Source organism: Candidatus Amarolinea aalborgensis, assembly GCF_900491745.1.
Taxonomy (GTDB): Bacteria; Chloroflexota; Anaerolineae; order SSC4; family Amarolineaceae; genus Amarolinea; species Amarolinea aalborgensis.
In genome coordinates this window covers 215,343-238,814 of record NZ_UETR01000003.1, presented here as the reverse complement: position 1 = coordinate 238,814, position 23,472 = coordinate 215,343, and the positions used below count along the sequence as shown (strand labels likewise).

Genomic DNA, 23,472 nt, shown 5'->3' with positions numbered 1-23,472 from the left:
CGGTTTGCAGGAGGGGATGACCACCAGACGCCGGGTCGCATAGTGACATGCGGCCCGGCGTCTGGCGTCGGAAGAGCTAGGCGAGGCGCCGTCGCACGACGAGGGCCGCGACGAGCAGCGCCAGGACCGTCATCGCCGCCGCCAGGGGTAGCCACGGCGCCGGTTGAGTCCGGCTGGTTTCAGCGATGGTCACGGCCGTCGGCGCGGTGATCGTGAGATGCACCTGATCGAGGTGGAAGGTGCGGCTGTCTGGGGCGGCGTTCTGGCCAACCTGCAGATCGAAGCCGTAGCCTGTCATGTTGGTTAGCGTCAGGCCGTCGTTGGGCGCGCCGGCCGGTTGCACCGCGCTGCGCGTGAAGGCCGAGAACGGGATGACGATCTGGCGCCAGCCAGGAATGTTGTCAACAAACGTCGCTTCGAAGCGCTCGGCCGTGTCCGCCGCCTGGTAGACCCGCACATAGTCAACCAGCATATCCTGTGGGAAGGTCAGGTTGGGCGAGATTGAGCCGCCGAAGTTGCCGCCGATCGCCAGGTTGAACAGCAGGTAGAACGGATGATTGTAGACCCATTCGTTGGGGGCTACGTTGGCCGGGGTGGCGTTATGGTAGTTGATGCCGTCCACGTACCAGTGGATCTCGTTGGGCGCCCACTCCACGGCATAGGTGTGGTAGGCGGCCGCAACCGGCGATCCAAAGTTGTAGGTATTGCCATAGGCGTTGCCGCCGGAGTAGCCCGGACCATGAATCGTACCGAAGATTTCGGTCGGTATGCGGCTGACATACTCCATGATGTCAATCTCGCCAGCTTGCGGCCAGCCAACCTGGTCAATGTTGGTGCCCAGGCTCCAGAAAGCAGGCCAGAGGCCGGACTCGCCCGACGGCACCAGGACGCGAGCCTCGATGCGACCGTAGCGGAACTCCGTGCGGTTCTTGGTGAGCAGCCGCGCCGAGGTGTATTTGCAGGGGCCGTACCAGCAGACCTTGTCTGTGGTGGCGGGATCGAGCGACTGCAAGCGGAGCCTCAAGTTGCCGTTGCCGTCCATGGCTACGCTGTCGGGGCTGTCGGAGTAGAACTCCTCCTCGCTGTTGCCCCAGCCCGGAATGCCGTTCATGGTGCCGTCGCCGAGCTCATAGCCCCAGGCATTGGCATCGGGCGGCGATCCGGCAACGTCGTTGAATTCGTCGCTCCAGGCCATCACCCATTGCGAGGGGGGCGGCAGCGTAGGCGCCTGGTTGTCCAACAGCTTGACCTTGACGGGGACGCCGCTGTTGGCGCCGTAGAACCAGAATGCCAGGTTGCCGTAGCCGCTCCAGTTCTGACCGGCGGCAAAGGTGCGAGTGATGCTGGCCGTACTGCTCGCCTCAGCGGGGGCAGGCACGCTGATCTTCAGCACCTGCTCATACGGCCCCTGGCCAGGCACGGCCAGGGTGCTGCCCGCAGGAATATCTCTGATCGTCAGCCTGACGCGGCCTTCGGCCTGGAAGGGGTGATGCCCCTCGAAGTCATCCACCATGGCCGGATTGGCGGCATTGGTGTCGGTGATCGTGAGAAGCGCGCGGCGTCGGTACCCAAAGGCGGCGTTGGTGACGCTGCTCAGGTTGAGCATGACCTGTTGATCGCCAGACGGCTTACCGTCGGCCAGGGTTTGCACGGTAAAAGTCTTCTCGGTCTCGTCCGGGGCGAAGATCACGCTGCCGCTGGTCGGAATGTAGTTCCGGTTGGGCCGGGCGTACGCCTCGGCCGTTCGATAGCCCACTGTCACCGTCTGGGTAGGCGCGGTCGAAAGCGTCAGGCTGATAGTAGCCAGCCCGCCCTCGGTCACAGTGTAGTGGGTCAGGGCAAACTGGGCTTGCAGCGGCGCTGGGCCGCCGCCCGTGTTGCCGTAGATCGTCACGTCGTCAACGTAGTAGACCTGCGAACCCATGGGGACGGAGCCGTAGCCGCCGATGCCGTAGCCATGAATCTCGGTGCGGCCAAAGCCGTCGTTGGGCGCGCCGTTGCCGATATCCTTGCGGTGGAAGTCGCCCCAGGCAAACTGGAAGGAGCGCCAGCCCGTGAAGTTGTCGGGGATGTCAACGCTCCAGCGTTCGGCATCGTCGGTCGTCGAGCCGGGATTGCGGTTGTCCATGACATCCAGGAAGAGCGAACCGCCGGTGTTGTTGCCATACAGCCACAGACTGACGCCTTCGTAGGTGCTCCAGTCCTGGGAAAGCCATTGGTTGGCGGCCGCATTCGTAAATGCGTGGGTGTAGCCGGCCCACTGCCCGCCGCCGATGGTCAGCGCCTCGCGCAGCACCTTGTTGCCTGCGTCCGCGCCCGGCACCTGCGCCGGCGGATTGTCAATGATCGAGATGGCCGCGCTGGCCGCCGGGTGATTCCACGTGATGAAACCAACGCCGATTCCGTTCGGGTCGGTGCCGGACGGCAGCAGCCCATCTTCGAAATCGTCAATAGCGGTGGTGCGCACGATCACGCCAACGTCGTCAACGTAGTAGACCTGCGAACCCATGGGGACAGAGCCGTAGCCGCCGATGCCGTAGCCGTGAATCTCGGTGCGGCCAAAGCCGTCGTTGGGCGCGCCGTTGCCGATATCCTTGCGATGGAAATCGCCCCAGGCGAACTGGAAGAAGCGCCAGCCCGTGAAGTTGTCCGGGATATCAACGCTCCAGCGCTCAGCGTCGTCGGTCGTCGAGCCGGGATTGCGGTTGTCCATGACATCCAGGAACAGCGAACCGCCGGTGTTGTTGCCATACAGCCACAGACTGACGCCTTCGTAGGTGCTCCAGTCCTGGGAGAGCCATTGGTTGGCGGCCGCATTCGTAAATGCGTGGGTGTAGCCGGCCCACTGCCCGCCGCCGATGGTCAGCGCCTCACGCAGCACCTTGTTGCCCGCGTCCGCGCCCGGCACCTGCGCCGGCGGATTGTCAATGATCGAGATGGCCGCGCTGGCCGCCGGGTGATTCCACGTGATGAAGTCAACGCCGATTCCGTTTGGATCCGTGCCGGATGGCAGCAGCCCGTCTTCAAAGTCATCCACGATGACCGAGTTGCCGCCGACGGGCGGCACATTACCGCTGCCGAAGGTCAAGTCGTCGAAGTAGTAGGTCGTCTCAGCGCCGATCTGCGCGCCGGTCAAGCCAAAGTTCGGGAACACCGACACCTTGTTGTAGGTGTACGCCAGGTTCAAGGCCGCGGTGCCCGGGGCCTGGTTGGCAAAGTTGAAAGTCAGGGTCTGCCAGGCATTGGCCACCGTCGTGGTCGTCTCGGTTTCGCAGCTCTTCGTCGGGTCGGACGCATCTTCCACCTTCAGCCGGATGGGGATGCCGGCAGCCGGCGCCCAGACCCGCATCGTCATGGTCGTGGCCGTCGCCGAGAACGGAATCTGCGGCACTGAGAAGTTCGGCCCGGTTGAAATCGTGGTGCCGGCCCATAACTCCGCCGCCAGCGTCTTGATGATCTTCGCCACCTTGTTGGAGCCGCCTGCGGGGTCGAGGACCACGCTCGAACTGGTGCCGCCGAAGTCAGCGTGTAGGTGATCGCCGGATCATCGAACGTGATGGGCGACCAACTCGCCGGCGGCGGTGTGGGCGTCGGCGTCGTGGGTGATGACCCTGCAAAGGCCAGGTCGTCGAAGTAGTAGGTCGTGTCAGCGCCAATCTGCGCGCCGGTCAAGCCAAAGTTCGGGAACACCGACACCTTGTTGTAGGTGTAGGCCAGGTTCAAAGCTGCGGTGCCCGGGGCCTGGTTGGCAAAGTTGAAGGTCAAGGTCTGCCAGGCATTGGCTACCGTCGTGACCGCCTCGGTTTCACAGCTCTTCGTCGGGTCGGACGCATCCTCCACCTTCAGGCGGATCGGGATGCCGGCAGCCGGCGCCCAGACCCGCATCGTCATGGTCGTGGCCGTCGCCGAGAAGGGAATCTGCGGCACCGAGAAGTTCGGCCCGGTTGAAATCGTGGTGCCCGCCCATAACTGGGCAGCCAGCGTCTTGATGATCTTCGCTACCTTGTTGGAGCCGCCCGCCGGATCGAGAACCACGCTCGAACTGGTGCCGCCGAAGTCAGTCAGCGTGTAGGTGATCGCCGGATCATCGAACGTGATGGGCGACCAACTCGCCGGCGGCGGTGTGGGCGTCGGCGTCGTGGGTGATGACCCTGCAAAGGCCAGGTCGTCGAAGTAGTAGGTCGTGTCAGCGCCAATCTGCGCGCCGGTCAAGCCAAAGTTCGGGAACACCGACACCTTGTTGTAGGTGTAGGCCAGGTTCAAAGCTGCGGTGCCCGGGGCCTGGTTGGCAAAGTTGAAGGTCAAGGTCTGCCAGGCATTGGCTACCGTCGTGACCGCCTCGGTTTCACAGCTCTTCGTCGGGTCGGACGCATCCTCCACCTTCAGGCGGATCGGGATGCCGGCAGCCGGCGCCCAGACCCGCATCGTCATGGTCGTGGCCGTCGCCGAGAAGGGAATCTGCGGCACCGAGAAGTTCGGCCCGGTTGAAATCGTGGTGCCCGCCCATAACTGGGCAGCCAGCGTCTTGATGATCTTCGCTACCTTGTTGGAGCCGCCCGCCGGATCGAGAACCACGCTCGAACTGGTGCCGCCGAAGTCAGTCAGCGTGTAGGTGATCGCCGGATCATCGAACGTGATGGGCGACCAACTCGCCGGCGGCGGTGTGGGCGTCGGCGTCGTGGGTGATGACCCTGCAAAGGCCAGGTCGTCGAAGTAGTAGGTCGTGTCAGCGCCAATCTGCGCGCCGGTCAAGCCAAAGTTCGGGAACACCGACACCTTGTTGTAGGTGTAGGCCAGGTTCAAAGCTGCGGTGCCCGGGGCCTGGTTGGCAAAGTTGAAGGTCAAGGTCTGCCAGGCATTGGCTACCGTCGTGACCGCCTCGGTTTCACAGCTCTTCGTGGGGTCGGACGCATCTTCCACCTTCAGCCGGATGGGGATGCCGGCAGCCGGCGCCCAGACCCGCATCGTCATGATCTTGTCCGTCGCCGAGAACGGGATTGGCGGCACTGAGAAGTTCGATCCGGTCGAGATCGTGGTGCCCGCCCACAATTCGGCAGCCAGCGTCTTGATGATCTTCGCTACCTTGTTGGAGCCGCCTGCGGGATCGAGGACCACGCTCGAACTGGTGCCGCCGAAGTCGGTCAGCGTGTAGGTGATCGCCGGATCATCGAACGTGATGGGCGACCAAGTGACCGAGACAGGCCGTCCCGCAGCCGCTGCCGGGAGAGCGAATGGCGGATGCATCGCGAATTGCGATACAATGCCTGCAATGAGCAGAGCAGCAATGAGCCATCTTTGGTTTTTCATTTCGCTTCCTATCTTCCAAACGTAACGGCGGGGTTTTAGGGGGTAGAAGCCTGGAATACGCGTACGTAGTCCACTTGCAGCTGCGCGGGGAAGGCGGTATTGAGGCCGATCATGCCGGCTAGTTGGCCGCCCACGGCCAGATTGACGATGATGAAGAAGGGGTGGTCGAAGACCCATTTCCGGTCGCCCACATCGGCGCGAGTGAGCGTGTGATACTTGACGCCATCGTAAAACCAGTCAATCTGGTCGGCTTGCCACTCGATGGCGTAGGTGTGGAATTCATCGGCAATGTTGTATTTTTGCCGGTTCCATTTGCTGAAACCCAAAGCGCCCGAATAGCCAGGCCCGTGGGCCGTGCCCATGATGAGATCAGGCTCGCGCCCAACGTACTCCATGATGTCAATCTCGCCGCAGTCAGGCCAGTTCTTTCCATCGAAGTCCGCGCCAAGCATCCAAAACGCGGGCCACAAGCCGGCGCCGCTCGGCACCTTGAGGCGCGCCTCGATCCGTCCGTACTGGAAAGATTGAAGTCCCTGGGTCTTCAATCGGGCCGAAGTGTAATACGAGCCTTCGTATTTCTCCTTCAGGGCTTCGATGAGGAGCAGACCATCCTTTACGCGCGCGTTCTCGGGACGCGCAGTGTAAAATTCGGCCTCGCCGTTTCCCCAACCGCCACCCCCAATGTCATAGGTCCAGTTGGAGCTGGAGATGGCGGCGCCGTCGAATTCGTCGTGCCAAACCAGCTTCCAACCAGGCGGCGCAGGGATAGGAGTGGCGGTGGGCGGTTGGGGTGCGGCGCCGCAGCCAGTCAATGCCACGATCAGGGCCGTTGCGAGCAGAATCGAGTTGAGCGCGCTCTTCATGTTCGTCGTCCTCCGTCCCCAGAATCAACAGTCTATGCACCTAGCGCCGCTGGTAGACCCGCACGTAGTCCACCAGCATGAACTGTGGGAAGGTCGTGGTCTCATCGGGAAAACCGGGCCAGAAACCACCCACAGCGACATTGAGGATGATGTAGAATGGGTGATCGAATACCCATTTCCCTGGTACATCCCCAGGGGTGAGGGTGTTGTACAGCTTGTCATCCACGTACCAGCGGAGCTGATCTGGCTCCCACTCGAGGGCTAACAGGTGGAAGTCATCCGCGAAGCGCTGGCCTTTCAAGAAATAATCCAGGCCGACGCTGTCGTCGCGGAAATAGCCCGGCCCGTGGATTGTGCCGCGCACCATGTCCGGCGCTTTGCCCTTCGCTTCCATGATGTCAATCTCGCCGCACTCGGGCCAACCTGTCTCGGCGACGTCATCGCCAAGCATCCAAAAAGCCGGCCAGAGGCCCTGCCCAAACGGGAGTTTGAGACGGGCCTCGAACCGGCCATACGTCCAGGCATGCAACCCACAGGTTGACAGACGCCCAGACGTGTAACGATAACCCTGAAGCAGCTCTTGGCGGGCTTCGATCACCAACATACCGTTTTGCAGTCGCAGGTTCTCGGGCCGGTCCGTGTAGATTTCCATCTCAGCGTTGCTTGCGCCTATGTAACCGGTTTCCAGACACCACCGCGTGCGGTCAATCTCAGCGTCATCGAATTCATCATGCCAGACGAGCTGCCAGGGTTGGAATGTCATCTTCGAAGTTCCTTTGGTCAGGTGAGTCGCTGAGCTTAGCCCTTGACGGCCCCTTGGGTCAAACCTGAGACGATGTAGCGCTGCAAGACCAGGAAGATGATCACCATCGGGAGCGTCATGATCAAGACCGCGGCTGCTAACGTCGGCCAATTGCTGCCGTAAACGCCCTGGAATACGATCATGCCGCGCGTGATAGGATAGTAGGCCTTATTGGTCAGGTAGATCGTGGGTAGAATCAGCTCGTTCCAAATGCCAATGGCATGCAGCACCGCCACCGTGGCAACCGCCGGCTGAATCAACGGAAAGACCACCGAGAGCACAAAGCGCATGTATCCGCAACCATCCATGGCGGCGGCTTCATCCAGCTCCTTGGGCAGGGTCTTGATGTAGTTGACCAGGATGACGATTCCAATCGGATTGACCAGGAACAGCATGATGTACCCGATCGGATTGTTGTACAGCCCGACGCGCAACATCAACTGAAACTGAGGAATCAGGGCGACGGGCAAGAACAGGGCGATGACGAACATGGTCAGCACATACTTGGCGCCCTTGATATAGCCGCGCGAGATCGGAAACGCGACAAACACTGCCGTGACGACGTAGATGGCTGTCGCTGACAGGGTGTAAATCAGCGTGTTTGTCAGGTAGCGGGGGAAGCTGGCTTTGGTCCAGGCGTCGGCGAAGTTCTTGAAGTTAAATGAAGAGGACAGCGAGGTCGCATTCTTCATGAACTCCGGCAGAGTCTTCAAGGACGTGTTGACCAGCATGAGTAAGGGGCCGAGGTAGATAATAGCAAAGAGCACCAGGGCCGCATACGCGCCGATGCGCCCCCAGTCTGTACGCTTCGATTTGAACGCCTGGTTGGATGCAGGTTTCGCAGTCATGATGTTCATCCCAGTATCCTCTCTTCTCTACGCCGCAGAATCGTCTGCACGGCCATACCGATGACCAGGACCAGGAAGAATAGAACGATCGAAGCTGCTGCGGCATAGCCTTGCCGGAATGCGCTTGAGGTGCTCCCCGATGTCTGACCGAAACCCTGAGCGAAAATTAGATAGCCCAGGACTTGGGTCCCGTTGCGGTATCCGAGGAGGACCAGGAAGAGCTGCCACGCCTGCAGCGAGCCGATGATATTCAGCAGCAGATTGGTGTTGACAACCGGCGTCAGCAGAGGCCACACGACCTCTTTGAAGACCTGCCATGAGCCAGCGCCATCAATGCGCGCCGCCTCGTACAGTTCTTCTGGAATCGTCTGCAAACCGGAGATGAAGATCATCATCGTGGTGCCCAGGTTGGCCCAGATTTGCACGGCGATGACCCAGGCGAAAGCCTCGCTGGGCTGTCCGCCAAAAAATTCGGAATGAAGGCCGAGCGATGCCAGCAGTCTGGCCACGGGGCCGCCCAGTGGATACAGGAAGAGCGACCAGATCAAGCCCTGGATCACGGCGCCCAGGATCACAGGCAGGAAGTAGAGCGTGCGGAAAAAATTGACGCCCTTCAGCTTCTGATTGACGAGCAGCGCAACGACCAGGCCAAGTACAAATTGGATGCTGGTCACAAAGAAACAGAACAGCAGGGTCCGGCCCAGGGCGTCATAGTTGTCGCGCGACGCCTGGCCCATGAAGAGAAACTCTTTGAAGTTTGCCAACCCAATCCAATGGATCGGCGCGCCTTTGATGCCAGTCGCATCCGTGAACGAATATACGGCGGTAGCAAGGGATGGCCCCAGGCTAATAAGCACGTAAAAGAGGATTCCGGGCAGAAGCAAGAGATAGGGTGCCCATCTGGCCCGGCCGCGACCGAAGTGATAGTTGACCATGGTATGCCTCGGTTCTGAATGTTACAGGGTAGGCTTCTCGCCCCGGGAGCGAGAAGCCTATAGAGGACAACAGACAGGTGGCTACTTGTTCGCGTCTAACCCGGATTGAAGGTCTGCTTGCACCTTGTCAGCGAGTTCTTTGGGGTCGTCGTAGGTGCCGAACGGCTTGAAGTACGAAGCATACGGGTTGGCATATTGACCAGCGCCCTTCGGTGCGGTCCAGTACTGCTCGTAACCCACACGGAAGTTGGCGAGATAGGGTGCAACTTCCTTGCCGATCTGCGTATCCAGGGTGGCGGTTGGCTGGGTGGGGATGAAGCCAACGGCGTTGGCAAAGGCCTGGTAGTTCGCCGGGTCCGAGAACTCGGTCAAATACTTCAAGGCGGCATCCTTGCTCGGCGTGTTGGCGGCAATGGCCCAACCCTGATCATACTTCCCGAACAGGTACTTGTTATCGTCGGCGTTATCGCTGCCAGGGAACGGGATATAGCCCCACTTGAAGGTTGGCTGCGCCGTGTCAATGGCAGAACCGTACCAGGTGCCGCCGGGGAACATGGCGACTGCGCCGGAGGCAAAGCGTCCAGGCGCTGCATCGCCAGCAATACCGCTGGCGCCCGCTTCCATCATGTTCTGGGTGTAGGTCTTCATCTTCGTCCACATATCGAGGGACTTGGCGTCGTTCCACTTGATCTTGCCGGTCCACAGACCTTCGACCAAGGCCGCCTGGTCGGGATAGATCGCCCCGATAAGGCCGTACGCGCCCACGAAGATTGGCCAGCCGTCTTTGCCGCCGGCGGTCATGCAGGGAATGTTCGCCTTCTTGAACGCATCGCAAGCCGCCACGAGCTCACTCCACGTCGTGGGAACCTTGACATTGTTCGCGGCGAACATGTCCTTGTTGTAGTAGATGCCGCTGTAGGAAACGCGGCCGAGGTTGACCTCATACACCTTGCCGTTGTAAGAACCGGCGTCCTTGACCGCTGCCGCATCGTAGTTCTTGACGAACGGCTGGTCGGTGAGGTCCATCAACAGGCCGGCTTCGATCAGGGTCTGCCAGTTGGGCGGCGTCACGTTCTTCATGTACGGCTGGGACGCATTGGCAAAGCCAAACATGTCCACAACATCCACATCATTGGCGGCCAGGCGGGTCTGGGTGACCGTGCTCAGGTCGTTGGCGTTCACAACCGACATATCCACGGTGATTTCGGGGTACTTGGCCTGGAACTTCTCATTGAAGCTGGTCATGAACTCCACCATGGGAGGATTCTGGTGAACGAGGACCTTCAGAGTTGCTTTCGCGCCCGCGGGAGCCTTGGTCGCTTCCATCGCGGGAGCCTTCGTCGCTTCCATCGCGGGAGCCTTGGTTGCTTCTGTCGCAGGGGCCGTGGTCGGAGCTGCGGCGCCGCCGCAGGCGGTCAACAGCGTGGTCAGCACGATGATCATGCTAACGAGGGTCAGGAATTTCTTGGACATCATACTCTTCTCCTACTTATGACATAGTATGGGGATTGAACGAAAACACGTGTCGGTGATCTCAGGTTGTGCGGTGTCTGCTCGATTTGCTACCTCCTCTGGCTGTTTCTGGGAGCGACTTCAGCGGCGAAATGAAGAAAGGCTGGCTAGGCAGTCGCTCTTGTCGAACCGGCGGGGGTCCCGCTCAAACTCGCATCTGGCAGATCGGCTTCGATGATCTGAGACCGCCGGGAGGCGAGTAAGCGGGCGGTGGGATCAGGATGAAAGCCATAGTCGCGAATGACTTGCAGCACACGCTCGCGCACTTCGGGGCGGACGCCAGGATGTTCATTGAGTACGCGTGACGCGGTTGAACGTGAAACCCCTGCTAGTTCAGCGACCTGCTTCAAAGTCAGTGTCATATCGGCCCCCGGCGTGGCGTTGGGATCGGTTCCACAATCTGTCATTATTATAGGAGTTCTGCTGAAATAAAGCTTGTCGAAAAGCGAACGAGACGTGCAGTTTTCCGAGAAGATTACGAAGGAATCTGAGAAGAAGATCAACATGCGCCGCTCAGCTGCGGGCGTCATCCCGATTTTACGAAAGATTGCGGAAACAATCTGAAAGGTAGACGCCTACATACGCCGATAAGCTGCGGGCGTCATGCCGGTTTCACGGTGGAAGATGCGGCTGAAGTAACTGCTGCCTGAAAAACCAACTTGCAGGGCAATCTCTGTGATGCTCAGGTGAGTGCCGCGCAGGAGCTGCTTGGCTTGCTGGACGCGGTAGCGATTGAGATAGGCCACTGGCGTCAGCCCCAGTTCCTTATGAAAACAACTGGTCAGGTAATCATCGCTCAAGCCAACGTGGTCGGCCAGGTCTTGGCGCGAGATCGGATCGGCGTAGTGTTCCTGGATGTAGGCCATGGCCTGGCGCACCAGGCGTTGGGCTTCGCCGCTGAGATCGCGCTTGCGCGCCAACGCTCCGTCCAGGTGGGCCAACGTTTCTTCCAGGCTGAACAAGCCTTTGCTCAACACCTTGGTCACACCGAGGTTCAACCGGGCCATGTCCCCCTCGGTAAGCGTCTGACCGGTGACCACAATGACGGGGATGTCCCGCGTGGCCTCCCGCTCATGCATCGCCTCCAGAACCGCAAAGCCGTCCATCTCGGGCATCATCAAATCCAGCAGGACGAGGTCAACGCGCTCGCGTCCCATAATCTCCAACGCCTCAAGACCGTTGTGCGCCTTGAGCACCCGAGTCGCAGACGAGCGCGTTTGCGCAATCCGTGCATGCATTTCCAGCGTATCGGGGTCATCGTCAACCACCAGGAAAGTGCGCAGCGGGTGTTTGGTGTCTGCGAGAAGCCAGTGTTGGTCGAGGGCGCGCGTCAGCTCGGCCAACTCGATGGGCTTGGTGAGATAATCCAGTTCCAACACCGACCCGCTGTCAGGCGACAGCGCGTAGAACAACACAGGAATTCCCTGCGTCCCCGGATTCCCTTTGATGGCTCTGAGCACGCGCCACCCGTGGTCGGATGCGACGCTCACATCCAAGACGACGACGCTTGGCGGCGAAACTGCCAGCCGAGATTGCCAGCTTGCCGGCTCATCCATCAACGCGATCTGCACTTCGAATCCGCGCTGACGCAGGTGATCGCGCAAGCGCTCGCCCGCCCCCGCACGGTTGGTCAAGACGAGCACGCTTTGGTCAGACGGGGCAGCGGCGCGGCCCTTTTGCGACTGCGCTGGCGGTTCCACTGTAGGCAGCGTGAAGTAGAATGTCGAACCAGCGCCTTCCTGACCGGTCGAATGGAGGCCAATCGCGCCCCCATGCAGCTCGATGAGGCGCTTGCAGATGGCCAGTCCCAGGCCGAGGCCGCCATATCCACGCGTGATGCTGCGCTCCGACCGGCGAAACTCATCGAAGATCGTTTGTTGCTCCGCGGGTGGAATACCAAGCCCGGTGTCATGCACACTCACGGTGACTGAACCGGCGTCAGTCTCGACTACCAGGCTCACTTCGCCTCTCGCGGTAAACTTGATCGCGTTGCTAATGAGGTTCAGCGCGATCTGGCAGAGGCGTGTTCGATCCCCCCAAACCCACGGCCCAGATATGGGCAACGCTGCGCGCCAGACCAAACCCTTGTCGAGCGCCAATTGGCGGCCGGTTTCGGCCACCAGGCGCAAGGCTTGTCCCAGGTCAACCAGTTCGTTGGTCAACCGTAGTTGTCCCGCGTCGCTGCTTGCTAGATCGAGCACGTCGCCGATCAACCGTCCGAGATGCTGTGCGTTGGCATTGAGACGTTCGATGTCTTTGCGCGCGGCCGGCGGCAGCGGTGCGCCCCCCTGATCATGATCCCGTAACAGGATTCCACCCAACCCGACGATGAGATTCAACGGCGTGCGCAGCTCGTGGCTCACCGTCGAGAGGAAGCGGCTCTTCATCTGATTCGCTTCTTCGGCCAGGCGCCGGCCTTCCGTTGCCTCGCGATACAACTGCGCGGTGTTCAATGCGCCGGCAATCTGCTGCGCGATCGCGCCGTAGAGCTCGAGATGGGTGGTATCGAACGCCACGTATCCCAATTGGCCGCGCGGGTTGACCAACGGCAGCAGCGCCTGGCTGAAAGGTTGATCGCCGGCGCAGAGGTCCGCGGGCGGATACTCACGCGTCCGGTGACGGCGCACTGATTGTTGGGCCGTGGTGACGATGCGAAGGGAACTCCATGCCACCGGATCGTCCCCTTCAGGCTCGAAGAGCGCGACCGCGGCCGTGTGGATACCCATTTCGGGCAAACGCTGCCCCAGGATTTGATAGACCTGCGTCTCGTCGAGCGCGGTGAGCAGGCGGGCCGTCAAGAGGCCGATCCGTCCAGCCGTCCAGCTCTGATCCACGACGAACTGCTGATGCTGGCGCAGCGTAGCCGCGCTGATCGCGATACGCGCCTGATCGAGCAGATCGCGCGCAATCTCACGTGTGGCAGGCTGCTCCCAGGAGCCTAACAGCGTCGGCAGCTCGCTGCCCAAGAGCGCGACCGCCGCTTGCCAGACGTGGACGCCTTCCCCGTCCGCGGCCGCCTCGCGCAGCAGCCCGTCCAGCGTTCGCTGAAAGCTCGCCCGGTCGCGCTGTTCTACGCCAGCGACAAACGCCGTGATGAATTGCTGGCAATGCCGATAGACAGTGTCGAAGGTAGAACTCTGGGCCTCGGTCAGGATCGCCTCGGTCATCGCGTGCGCCAGGCGCGCAGGCCGGTCGGGCGCATGACTCAGCTCGACCGCTGGTGCGGGCGGTGTAAGCGAATGGAGGCGCAGCTCGCGCCACCCGCATCCACACGACTCCCGCAGCACGAGGCGGGTTGCCATTTTTACAGGCTCGACCGGCTCGCTGCGCTCACTCATCTGCTGCAGGAGCAGTTCCACCGCTCGATAGCCCATCTTGAAAAGGGGGATGTGCACGCTGGTCAATGCTGGTTCTTGGACAGCACATTCCGGCCGGTCATCGAAGCCGATGATGGCCACGTCATGGGGAATCTTCAGGCCGGCCTCTGCCAGCGCCTGCATCGCGCCAAAGGCCGATTCATCGTTGCTGGCGAGTACGGCCGTAAACGCGGCGCCAGAGCCGATCACCTGCTGCATGGCCGTGTAGCCAACGTCATAGTCATGCCGGCCATAGGCCACCAGGCGCTCATCGGCCGTCAGCCCATACTGGGCCAGCGCGGCGCGGTAGGTCATCAGGCGCGCGCCGCTGTCACCCGCCATGTCCTCTTGGCCGCCGGCGATGAACGCAATACGCCGATGTCCATGCTCGACCAGGTGTTGCATCGCGGCCAGGATGCCGCCCGCGTTATCAGCCACGATCGTAGGACCATGTTCCCCGGAACCGATGAACTGCAGTGGATGGCCGGAGGCTCTCACTTGCTGCAGATCGCGCGAGCGTGCTTCTGAATACAGTGGATTGATCGCAATGAGGCCATCCGTGTTCCAGGGACCGACCGGCACGAAGTCGGCATCCGGCGAAGGGAACGGCCAGGCGGGGCGCAAAGGGTCGCTGGATGCCGCGGTTGGGCCTAAACCGCAGCCCAACAGCAAGTTGCAGCCCAGGTCGGCCGCGGCCACGCGGATTCCACGAAAGATGGGACTCAGGTAACTAAGCGGCCTGGCTGTCCAGTAGATTTGCCAACCGGCTAGAACGCCGATCGTAGGACGCATATGGTGTTCGCGACTAGACACAGCTTCGACTCGGTCTCCTGGGGAACGCTTCATGCCAGAAGTGTACTTCTCACAGCCTGAGAAGTCAAACAATTGAACTGGCTTGACTTCTCGGACTGGTCGCGAGATAGCCTGTGTGCCGGGGATTCATGCGCCTCCTCCCTATGGGCAAGTCGCGCCCCAGTGCGTGGCTGCCAGCACCAGGTCCGCGACGGCGATTGCGCCGTTGCCGTCCAGGTCGAAGCGCGGATCCCAGGCCGGGTCGAGGGACGTGAATCCCCAGTGCGCGACCAGCTGTTCGATGTCGGCGACGGTAATGCTGCCACTACCGTCGAAATCGGCCAGGCTGCAAAGGCAATCCTGCCCCCAACGCGCAGCCACCAGCTCGATGTCAACAATGTCAATGTCGCCGTCGAGGTCCATATCGGCCAGCAGACTATACGGCGGGTCCCCCACGCGGTTGTTCCAGCGTCCGGCCACGTCGGCTATGTCTAAGGCGTCAATGCGGTCGTCTGCGTTGGCGTCGGCCGTGTAGCAAGCGTTGGCGGCAAAGCGCTGCTGCGTCACCGGCCCGACCGCGCCATCCGCGCCGCGCGCGTACGCGCTGAGCAGATGCCGCCGCGGGTTGGGCAGCGTGAGGGCCTGGTCCAGGTATTGCAGGACGTCACCCGCATCCCAACGGTAGAAAGTTGTGGCTCCGTCCTCGTCGGCCCGCAGCGCAATCCGCAGTTGTTCGGTTGCGCTGACCGGAATCGTCTGCGGGACGATCGCGACGGAGGGCAGCGGCGCCACGCTCACGCTCGCCGCGGCTGCGCTGTGACTGCCGCCCTGCGCCAGGTCCGCGGTGATTTGATGACTTCCCGGCAACAAGTCGTCCAGCATCGTGCTAAAGCTGCCCAGGCCGCCAGGCAGGCTCACGATCTGCTGCCCAACGGCGGCCCCGTCCACCGTATAAGACAATGTCGCACTGCCCTGTCCCACGGCGCTGGCGAGAACGGTCACCGCTGCGCCGGCGCGATACACCGACCGCGCAGGCGCAATTCCCAGCAAGCTGACGCCATCCACGTCAAAGGCCAGCATCCCCGAAGCCATGTCGCGCCCCTGCCAGCGCAGCGTATAGGCCAGGCGGTGGGTGCCGCTCCAAGACGTTGCAAAAGTATGTTGCGGCAGCTCAACGTCTGAGGAGTTGATGGGCAGGTCAAGGGCGAGCTGCCAGGCGCCTAGCGTCCCGCCCTGCGGGTCTTGAATCTCCCAGTCTATGGTCGCGTCCGGCAGGGGCTGGTTGGTCTCGATCGCCAACCGCGCGCCGGCCTCGAGGCCGCTGCGGATCAGATCGGCGTGCACGATGTTGGCCTGTACGGCTTGGACTTCGAACGACGCCACATTCCGATAATCGGCCAGGTCGTAGGTGATCTGATAGCTGCCCGCGTTGAGATCGAACGGCAACGTAAAACTGAAAGCCTGGGTGCCGGTCACGACATCCAGGGTAGACACCAACCCAGGCGCGTTGACGGCCAGCGGCCCTTCCAGTTGTGAAACGACCGTGGCGAGCACGGTATCCCCTGGCAGATACACATCCCGGTCCGGGTAGACATACACCACGCCGCTGATCGTACGCAGGCGCAGGGTATCCAGGAGCAGCGAACGCCCGGAGGGTTGGTAGATGCCGAAACTCACCAGGCTATCTCGGCTCATGACCGGCACGGTGAAGATCAGGCTGGCGCTGCCGGTCAGGGTGAAGGGTTGTGTGTTGTAGAGGTTGCCGGCCGCGTTGACCCGCGCCTGCAAGGGGACAGGAGTGGGCAGGTTGCGGGTGTCTGTCACATTGAGGGTGACAACAGCCATATCGCCGACGTGATAGGCCGGCAGGTCGCTGCGCCCGCTCAAGGCCAGTGTCAGCCCTTCAATTTGGACCGGGAACGTACCAGTCGCATCGCCCGCAACCACCTTCCCCTGGCCGCGCACGGCGCCCAGGTCGTCCGGTATAGCCACGGCAAAGTCCAGGTGACTGGTTTCGCCCGGCCGCAGCACCAGCGTGCGCGTGTAATTCTGCAGCCCAATCAGATCAACACCTACGGCGACCAGGCCGGTCAAACCGCCGCCGTTGGTTACATCAACGCCAACGGTTATGGTGCTGCCCGCGGTGGCGGTGATTGCAGCCGGTAGGCCCAGGCGAATGGACGTCGGCGTGATGCTAAATAGGGCAGAATCGTCCGCCAGCACATCGCCGTTGGCGACGGCCTGCACCGTGGCCGTATAGACGCCCGGCCCCAGCGCGCCGTCGCTGCTCAGGGTGGTTGTCAGGGTCGTTTGCGCGCCCGCAGGCAGAGCAAAGGGCAGCGAAAGGCTCTGCCAGGGCGTAGTCACGTCCGCATGGCCGTTGACGTCATTGTCACCCTCATTGGTCAGGGTCACGGTTACTGGCGTGGCCGCGGCCACGGAGTTGGGCACGTCGAGCTGGGCGGTGATCTCGTTCAGCCGCGGGGCGCGTACCATAAATGGAATGCTGCCGCTGCCCGCGGCGCTGCTGTAGGTGAGCGTGTACGCGCCCGCAGGCAGCACATAACCGACCGTATCGCTGATCGCGGCGCCCGGCGCAGGCGCGTAGGTGCGCGTCACGGTCTGCCCATGAACGACAAAAACGGCGCCAAACGGATAGGCGAGCGTCCCCAGGTTGGCCGCCTGTACGGCAACATCCACCTGGCCTGCCAGGTTGAGCGGCGCCACGCTCGCAGCCAGGCTCGCGCGCTGGCCTTCGCTCACCCCCACGCTCAACGTCTGGCTCAGATCGCCGCTGAGCTGAATGTCAAAGGTCGTATCCTGGCTGATTTGAAAACTCGACGCGGCGCGCACCGTCTCGCCGGGCGCCAGGTGGTACGCGCTGCCGTCGGCCGGCCGTAATGGGCGAGCCTGGGGCGCCACGGCGACCGTCACGTCGGCTGCAATCTGACCGCTGTTGGTAAGCACCACCGTCAGTGAGAAGGGATCGCGGCCTGCGACCGCGGGCGCATCTATCCCGACCTGCAGTAGGGGCGCGCTGACGGTAATATCCTCGGAGACGCTGAGCGACCCCATACTTGCGGCCAGGCGGGTCAGGCCGGGTGTGGTCGGCGCCGCGGTGGTCACGGTAAAGGGCGTTGCGCCCCCAGCGGGCACACTGAAAGGCCCTGCGACATAGATGACCGCGCTGTCCTGGGTAACGGTCAGCGTTTGGTTGTCCAGCGGCAGGACCGCGTCGTTGCGCGCCACCACACTCAGCGTCAACGGCTGACTCGGACGCACCGGCCCTGGTCCGGCGTCGAGCAGGAGCGCCGTCTGCGCCGGGAAGACATAGAAGGGATAGGGTGCGGCCTGGGCCACGGTTTGGCCCAGGGGCGTTGTCAGCCGGCCGAGCAGATAGTACTTGCCTGTGTCGGTGAGCGTGCCTGCGCTCGTGATGACCTGCGTGACTCCGGGCAGGTCAACGGACGCGTGGCGTTCCCACACCAGGCGCAACCCTTCGCCCTCATTCTCGCCCAACACGCTGGTCCCGTTGACTGTCCCAAACCACTCACGGCCGCTGGGAGCCACGCGTACGGCCTGTACGACATCATTCGCCAGACCATCCGCGCTGGTGTAGGTTGTCCAGGTATCATCAGTCTTGTCAAAGGGCGTGCCATGATCGTCAAGCACGCTGACGCCGCCTGCCCCGGTTGCCAGCCACTTACGGCCGTGCGCGTCGATGGCAATGCCAGTGACGACGCCGACCGCCAGGCCGTCCGCTGTCGTAAAACTCTGCCAGGTGTCATCATTCTTGTTGAAGGGGGTCCCGTGGTCGTCAAGTACGCTGAGGCCGTCGGCGTCCAGGGGCAAGCTGGGCCGTGTACCGCCCGAAGAGGCAACGCCAAACCACTTCAAGCCCGCATTATCAATGGCAATCGCATACACATTGTCGGCAAGCAGCCCATCCTGGCTGGTGAAACTAGTCCAGGTATCGTCATCTTTGTTCAACGGCGTTCCGTTATCGTCCAGCAGGCTGACCCCGCCCCCCTGCGTGCCGAACCACTTGCGGCCCGCTGCGTCAATCCGGATTGCATAGACACGATTGCTGGTCAGGCCGTCGGCGGGGGTGAAAGTAACCCAGGTATCGTCAACCTTGTTGAAAGGCGTGCCGTGGTCATCGAGCAGGCTCACGCCGCCGTAATGAACGCCGAACCACTTGTAGGCCAAGGTTGGGCTGATAGTTTGAATCGCAACGGCGTTGACGTTGTAGTTGGCCAGGCCGTCGGCCTCGCTGAACGTCTGCCAGGTATCATCTGTTTTGTCGAAGGGTGTACCGCCATCATCCAGGACGCTGACCCCGCCCGTGTTGATCAATGGGCGATTGTCGGGTTGGTGAGGCCAGTGGTTGCCCCCGTCGGAGCCGGCAAACTGACCCAGATTACCGAACCAGATCAGGCCGTTGCCTTCGATGGCCAGGTCATGCACTTCGTCAGCCAGCAGTCCATCGCTGGCGTCGAAGTGTTGCCAGGTATCGTCTGCTTTATCGAAGGGTGTACCGCCGTCGTCCAGCACGCCAGCGCGTCCCGCGCTAGGGCCAGCCTGCCAGTCAACCGCGCCGAACCACTTCAGCCCGTCAGGGGTGAATGTCAACGCACGCACGTCATTGGCAGGCAAGCCGTCGGTGTCCACAAAGGTCGTCCAGCGATTCGTGACATCCGCCGTGGCTTTCACGATCTGTAGATCGAGGTCAGTCCCAGTCAGCAGTGCGCCGCTGCCGGTGATGGCGGCAGTGGTTGTGACCGTATCGGTCGTAAGGTACCATGGGCGCTGGGTCAACACCTGCAGAGCGGCGGCGACGCCGTCAACGGTCACCGTGCGTTCCTGGTCAAAGTGGTCGAAAGTGCCGCTGATGATGCCGTGCGTGGCAAGGGTGTAGCGGCCGGAGACGGCGCTCGCGGGCACAGCCAGGCTTGCGGTCACGGCGGCGCCGGCTTCGATAGTCTGCGACAACGCGCCCGCCTGGCCGAGCATGTGACCAAAGCGATCGCGGAGGGTCTGGCTGTAGTTCACACTGGCGTCAATGCCGCCCGTATTGGTCAGACGTACAGCAAACGACTGCCCGGCCAGCGCCGTAGTGCCAGAAAGCTGCGCCGCGATGGCGGCGGGGGTGAGGAAGATGGGCGCGGTACGCGAGATGCTATTGGCCAGCGTCAATGTCGCAACAACGCTGGCCGCGCCGGAATCGAGCATGGCGGGTAGGGTCAGGACAGCGCTGCGCGTCACGACCGCGCCCGGCGCCAGGGAAGGACTGGGCTGGGTAACGCTGATACCAGCCAGAGGCAGGCTAAAAGTCATCGTGGGCGCCACGGTGAAATCGCCCACATTGAACAGGTGCAGCGCCACATGGAGCGGCGCGCGTACGCGTACGGTGGCGTCTGTAAGCTCCACATAGCCGGCCAGCTTATTCTGTAGAGTCAGGATGCGGCCGCTCAAGGACTGGCTCTGACCGAAGGGAAGAAAGCTGTAGTGCAAAGAGTAAGCGCCGAATGTGAGTACGCCCAGGGTCATGGTAAGATGCTGCGTGGCCTGTGCGCCGGCGGCCAGGGACAGGCCTTCCGTGTGGGTCCAGACGTCGAGACCAACCGGATTGGTCAAGGTCACGGCAAGCGTGCCGCTAAACGCGTCGACTGCGCTCAGATTGGCCAGGGTGAGCGTCAGCGGGGTCGAGCCGGCCAGCCCCGGCGGCAGCGTGGCATGCACTTGCAGTGCGGCCAGGGGCACGATGAAGGGGACGGTAAAGTTGCCAGCGGGCAGGTCGGCGACGTGCGTGCGCCACTCCACGGTATAGGAATCAACGGGCCAGGGAGGTGCGGCGAAGGTCACGGTGCGCTGTCCCACGGCATTGGGCGCCAGGGTGATATCCAACGTGCGCGTGATCAACGCCTGGCGCGCGGCGTTGTAGACCGTGACGGCGCCGCTGATAGTCTGGGGTAGATTCAGGCGGTTGATGACACTCACGGTGATGGGCACCGTTTCATTGGTACTGTAGGTGGATTTGGCGGTCACCATCTGCACACTAAAATCGGGAGATACGGTCCAAATACCGCGCTCAGCCGAGCCAAGCAGGCGCCACTCTGATCCCTCCTGCACGTAGTAGGCCGCGCTCAGGCGCACAGGTTTCGTCAGGTTGGGCAGCTGGTAAAGAAAAGTCCCTTCCTGGCCAGCCGGCGCCGTGATCTGCTGGCTAAACTCACCGACCTGGAAAACCCGCCAATCAACCCGATAGTGCGCAGCGGCGTTGGTATAGTTCCAGAGATGGAAGGTAAAGAGGGCTGTCGCTCCGTAAGGATAGCGCTCGTTGTCGCTCGTGATCACCAGCACGTGGGGCGAGCCTTGGTAAGTCCAGTTCTGTGCAGTCCCATCGAAGGTGCGCAGGGCATACCGATACGCGGTTTGACTCGTGACCAGGGAACCATTATCGGCGAAGAGGAGTGCGTTCACGTCCTGATAGCCCCGCGGGAAGCCGGCATCCAGGGTCGCGGTGAAGGGCAAGGTCGTGGCCTGGCCGGGCGCCAGAAGCGTATCGTAGGCGCGGTAGGCATGCTGCAGCAGGCCCGAAATTGAGAGCGAGGCGCTGGTGGCTGTCACATGGCCTGTATTGGTAATGGTCAGGGTCGTCGCTACGGCGTCGCTATCGCCATACGCGTCGACATTATCCTGTCGCAACGCCCAAACCACCAGGTCGCGCAGCAAGGCATGCTCGTCCTCCGTGCCCTGGCCCATGAAGGTTGCCATATCCGCGTAGGCGGTCGTGGCGATGACCCGGCCCGGCCCGCTGCCGGGCGTGTAGAGCACCATGGCTGGTGCGCCGGTGGCCGTGCGCCGCAGCAGTGTCTGCGCGCCGACCGGAATGGCACTGAAGAAGCCGTCAATATTCAGGTTCAGCACCGAGCTGCGCTGGCTGGCAAACATGCCGGCATAGGCTGCAATGCCGACCGAGGCGAACTGGCAGTAGAAATCCTCCTGGAAGCCATAGGCGCGCCAGCCTGCGCCGGGTAAAAGCGAAAAATCTTGCCCGGTTGCCTGGTCCATGACGATCAGGGTCCCCCCGGCAGCCACATACGCAGCGAGCCGGGTTTTCATGAGGCTGGAATCGGCATAGCCGCTCAAGCCGCCGCTGGGAATGAACAAGACCGGGTAGCGCGCGGCCAACGCGGGTGTGAAATCGGGTTGGAGGCGGTCCGCGGGGATGTTGAGACCGTTGAGAAGCTGGGCCAGCGCAAAGCCATAGCCGTTGTCGAGAATCGCCACCTGGCTGGTGACCACGGGGCTCGCGGCCACGGGCGCGATGGGGGAGCCGGCCTGGTACTCCGGCATCATCGCCAGGTCCAGGTCGGCCACACTCTGATTTTCATCCGGCTTGCACGTGATGTTGGGCAGCGGCTGCGGCAAGACATACTGGCACTGCGTGGAGTCCCAGACCTTGGGAATACGACTGCACTGCGCCTGGTAGTATTGCTGCGGCGGCAGCTTTACATTAAAAAGAAGGTCGCCGCCGCCGACGATCTTGTCGGGAATCCCCATCGTGGAGAACTGCTTGCGCCAGACATCCAGCAGGAACAGATGCGATTGTGCGGTGCGAAAATAAAGCGCGGGGTTGGCAGCCGTGTTGTAGCGGTACACGCCGACATCAATGCGCTGCAAGTTTTGATCAACCCGCGTGCCGTCAAGGGTTGCGCGAAAGTATTCGCCCGGATTGGTTGAGTTGACCAGGGAGGTGTCCGGATCAATCGGATTGCCATTGCTGTCATAGATATTGATGGTAAATCCGGCATTGGTGCAGGCCTGATACGAGGGCTGGTTGGCGGTGATCACCACGTCATAGTCGTTGCAACCATGCTTGAGCTGGCGAATGATCTTGTCGGCATTGGAACCATAGCGCTGGTGCACATCGCTTTCGAACAGCTGCCACTGCTTGACCGTTTCGACCATGGCGTCTGCCACGGCCTGGTCGTAGTATTGCGCGCTCTGCGGCGCCGCGAAAATGAGCGCGCCGATGGATGTGGCCAGACCGGCTGAGATATCCTTATTCATGTCGGCGTGAAAGCAGGCCGTGACTTCGTCGCGCAGCCGATCCTGGTTGCAGACCAGCTCTAGGGTTGGCGTTCCGCCGTTGCCGCCGCCCACGAGCTGGTAGCTGCAGCAGGCCTGGTTGTGCGTAATCAAGTCAACATAACTCTCGGTCTTGATGCGCAGAAGCTGGCCAGCCGCGTCGGTGACCTGCGTATTGAGGCTGTCTACGTTGCCGAACGTGGTGCGGAATTGGGCGCCGAGCGGGGGGGCGCCCCCTTTTTCGACGAAATTGGAATGACTGTAGAAATCCTGGACAGTGTGCAGCATCAGGCCCAACTGTTCAAGCGCGAAATCCTGTGTGCTACAGCTGCCCACATAGTCGAGGGCCGTATTCCAGCGCGCCGTCATCCAGCCGCGGGCCTGCGTGAACGTATAATCGTCCATGTGTGCAGGTGGATAGGTGTAGTAGCCGTTGTCGCCGCTTACGTCCGCGCGCACGATTCCTTTGATAATCTTGTTGGCCTGGCTGCCAGAAAATCCAAGGCCACGCAGGGCGCGGCTCGTGAAATCCTGATGCACGTCGCCGGGAAAGGTGGAGCCGAAGGCTTGCGCGGGCAGCGATGAGCGCGTGAGGAGTGCGCTGGCCGCAAGCAGCATGAGGATCGTCGCGGCAGCCTGCCATGCGATGCCGCGGGGCGGCGTCATCGGTAGGCGCGGGCGATGCAGGCGGGCAACAGTCTGTCTAGCACGCACGAAGATGGGCAACATAGAGGATACCTCCTCAGCAAGCATGATAAACATGAAACTCGCTATCCATCGGGAGCGTGGGGTGGTAGGAAGTAGTCATCATCGCCTGGCGGCGCGGCGTTTTGGCAGAGACGGGTGACGCCTGGTGCGACCTGCAGCGGCGTGGCCATCATGGCCTGGGCATGCACCTGGGTCGGTACAAAGTAGTGCACGAATACTGCGCAAGTGTATGACGTAGAGATCAGTTTGTCAAGC

General features: G+C 61.9%; 11 protein-coding genes. All 11 read right to left on the bottom strand.

Annotation, left to right across the window (positions count from 1 at the left end; genetic code table 11):
- Nucleotides 1-76 precede the first annotated feature (76 nt).
- Complete coding sequence (locus tag ACPQ6D_RS05770; RefSeq protein ID WP_423223346.1) at nucleotides 77-3,466, bottom strand: carbohydrate binding domain-containing protein; 3,390 nt, start codon at nucleotides 3,464-3,466, stop codon at nucleotides 77-79.
- A complete protein-coding gene (locus ACPQ6D_RS05765; RefSeq protein ID WP_423223345.1) occupies nucleotides 3,352-5,307 on the bottom strand; it encodes a hypothetical protein in 1,956 nt (651 codons plus the stop codon). Before ACPQ6D_RS05765 ends, ACPQ6D_RS05770 begins: the two co-directional genes overlap by 115 nt.
- Before the next feature lie 35 nt (nucleotides 5,308-5,342).
- A complete protein-coding gene (locus tag ACPQ6D_RS05760) occupies nucleotides 5,343-6,170 on the bottom strand; it encodes a glycoside hydrolase family 16 protein (RefSeq protein ID WP_423223344.1) in 828 nt (275 codons plus the stop codon).
- 40 nt (nucleotides 6,171-6,210) lie between these two features.
- Nucleotides 6,211-6,933: a glycoside hydrolase family 16 protein gene (locus ACPQ6D_RS05755; RefSeq protein ID WP_423223343.1), complete on the bottom strand. Its 723-nt coding sequence runs from the start codon at nucleotides 6,931-6,933 to the stop codon at nucleotides 6,211-6,213.
- A gap of 35 nt (nucleotides 6,934-6,968) precedes the next feature.
- Entirely contained in the window at nucleotides 6,969-7,829 is an 861-nt protein-coding gene (locus ACPQ6D_RS05750; RefSeq protein WP_423223342.1) for a carbohydrate ABC transporter permease, read from the bottom strand.
- Nucleotides 7,826-8,755, bottom strand: coding sequence for a carbohydrate ABC transporter permease (locus tag ACPQ6D_RS05745; RefSeq protein WP_423223341.1), 930 nt, complete (start codon nucleotides 8,753-8,755; stop codon nucleotides 7,826-7,828). Before ACPQ6D_RS05745 ends, ACPQ6D_RS05750 begins: the two co-directional genes overlap by 4 nt.
- Before the next feature lie 81 nt (nucleotides 8,756-8,836).
- Nucleotides 8,837-10,231, bottom strand: a complete 1,395-nt coding sequence (locus ACPQ6D_RS05740; RefSeq protein ID WP_423223340.1) for an ABC transporter substrate-binding protein — start codon at nucleotides 10,229-10,231, stop codon at nucleotides 8,837-8,839.
- Nucleotides 10,232-10,374: 143 nt separating this feature from the next.
- The gene (locus ACPQ6D_RS05735) at nucleotides 10,375-10,773 is read right to left on the bottom strand and encodes a LacI family DNA-binding transcriptional regulator (protein ID WP_423223339.1); all 399 of its coding nucleotides are present in this window, start codon (nucleotides 10,771-10,773) and stop codon (nucleotides 10,375-10,377) included.
- Between the two features lie 69 nt (nucleotides 10,774-10,842).
- Nucleotides 10,843-14,415: a substrate-binding domain-containing protein gene (locus ACPQ6D_RS05730; protein WP_423223338.1), complete on the bottom strand. Its 3,573-nt coding sequence runs from the start codon at nucleotides 14,413-14,415 to the stop codon at nucleotides 10,843-10,845.
- Between the two features lie 162 nt (nucleotides 14,416-14,577).
- Entirely contained in the window at nucleotides 14,578-23,238 is an 8,661-nt protein-coding gene (locus ACPQ6D_RS05725) for a hypothetical protein (RefSeq protein ID WP_423223337.1), read from the bottom strand.
- Nucleotides 23,239-23,279: 41 nt separating this feature from the next.
- Nucleotides 23,280-23,429, bottom strand: coding sequence for a hypothetical protein (locus ACPQ6D_RS05720; protein WP_423223336.1), 150 nt, complete (start codon nucleotides 23,427-23,429; stop codon nucleotides 23,280-23,282).
- Between the last annotated feature and the right edge of the window lie 43 nt (nucleotides 23,430-23,472).

Excerpts from the sequence above, each read along its gene's own strand:
- ACPQ6D_RS05725 (WP_423223337.1), bottom strand. The coding sequence starts at position 23,238 with ATGTTGCCCATCTTCGTGCGTGCTAGACAGACTGTTGCCCGCCTGCAT.
- ACPQ6D_RS05740 (WP_423223340.1), bottom strand. The coding sequence starts at position 10,231 with ATGATGTCCAAGAAATTCCTGACCCTCGTTAGCATGATCATCGTGCTG.
- ACPQ6D_RS05765 (WP_423223345.1), bottom strand. The coding sequence starts at position 5,307 with ATGAAAAACCAAAGATGGCTCATTGCTGCTCTGCTCATTGCAGGCATT.
- ACPQ6D_RS05735 (WP_423223339.1), bottom strand. The coding sequence starts at position 10,773 with ATGTTGATCTTCTTCTCAGATTCCTTCGTAATCTTCTCGGAAAACTGC.
- ACPQ6D_RS05730 (WP_423223338.1), bottom strand. The coding sequence starts at position 14,415 with ATGCGTCCTACGATCGGCGTTCTAGCCGGTTGGCAAATCTACTGGACA.
- ACPQ6D_RS05755 (WP_423223343.1), bottom strand. The coding sequence starts at position 6,933 with ATGACATTCCAACCCTGGCAGCTCGTCTGGCATGATGAATTCGATGAC.
- ACPQ6D_RS05750 (WP_423223342.1), bottom strand. The coding sequence starts at position 7,829 with ATGAACATCATGACTGCGAAACCTGCATCCAACCAGGCGTTCAAATCG.
- ACPQ6D_RS05745 (WP_423223341.1), bottom strand. The coding sequence starts at position 8,755 with ATGGTCAACTATCACTTCGGTCGCGGCCGGGCCAGATGGGCACCCTAT.
- ACPQ6D_RS05760 (WP_423223344.1), bottom strand. The coding sequence starts at position 6,170 with ATGAAGAGCGCGCTCAACTCGATTCTGCTCGCAACGGCCCTGATCGTG.